The 845-nt window shown below is 66.9% G+C and carries 1 protein-coding gene; it reads left to right on the top strand.

The genetic code is table 11. From position 1 onward, the window contains the following. Positions 1 to 828 (top strand): transposase (locus DAE25_RS22665; RefSeq protein WP_107768554.1); only part of this gene is annotated, 828 nt, incomplete at its 5' end. Between the last annotated feature and the right edge of the window lie 17 nt (positions 829 to 845).

Below are 845 nucleotides of genomic sequence, written 5' to 3'. Positions count from 1 at the left end.
CGACTCGGCGAGGCCCGCCTGACCCGGTTCCTGCACGCCCGCTCGCGTGGCCAATACGGGGCAGTGCCCGCGAAGGCACTGGTCGCCGCCGCGAAAGAGACCCTCGTACTGTGGGGACCCGAGGGAATGGACTTCGCCGAGCTCGGTGCCGACATCGCCGTCGAGGCCGAGCAGGCCATCTTCTTGTCGACCCAGATCAAGGACGTCGACGAACGCCTCGCCAACTTCTACGCCGAGGCCGACCCCGAGGGGATCGTCGCATCCGCGCCCGGCGTGGGACCGGTGATCAGCGCCGTCATCGCCGGCCGGATCGGTGACCCGCACCGCTTCACCAGCCTGGCCGCGATCCGCGCCTACTCCGGCCTGGTCCCCAAGGTCAATCAGTCCGGCGTCGGGGAAACCCACGGCGGGATCACCAAGGCCGGCGACCCACTGCTACGCGAGATGCTGTTCATTGCCGCCGACCAGGCCCGCCTCATCGACCCGCAACTCGGCGCCAAGTACGCCCGATTGATGTCCGGAGACCGGCACCGCGACTCCGCGATCTGTCACCTGGCCACCGACCTCCTGACCCGGATCGCGGCATGCATGCGCACCGGCCAGCCCTACGTCATCCGCGACGTCGACGGCCGCGAAATCACCGCCGCAGAAGGTAAGACCATCGTCAAGGACCGCTACAAGATCGACCAGAAGAAGCGCGTCACCTCAGCCGGCCGACGGATGCGACAACGCCGCAAACAAGCGACGGACCGGGAGTCACAGAAGTCGCAAAGCGCTCCAACATCCCGGCCCGTCCCTACCAGCATACGAACCACTCACGTGGCTTGAAGTTCCTTAGGAACTCA

This window comes from Nocardioides terrigena (genome assembly GCF_003047265.1).
In the GTDB taxonomy this organism is placed as follows: Bacteria; Actinomycetota; Actinomycetes; order Propionibacteriales; family Nocardioidaceae; genus Nocardioides; species Nocardioides terrigena.
Note: the sequence above shows the minus strand (reverse complement) of the source record. Positions and strands in the feature narration are given on the sequence as shown.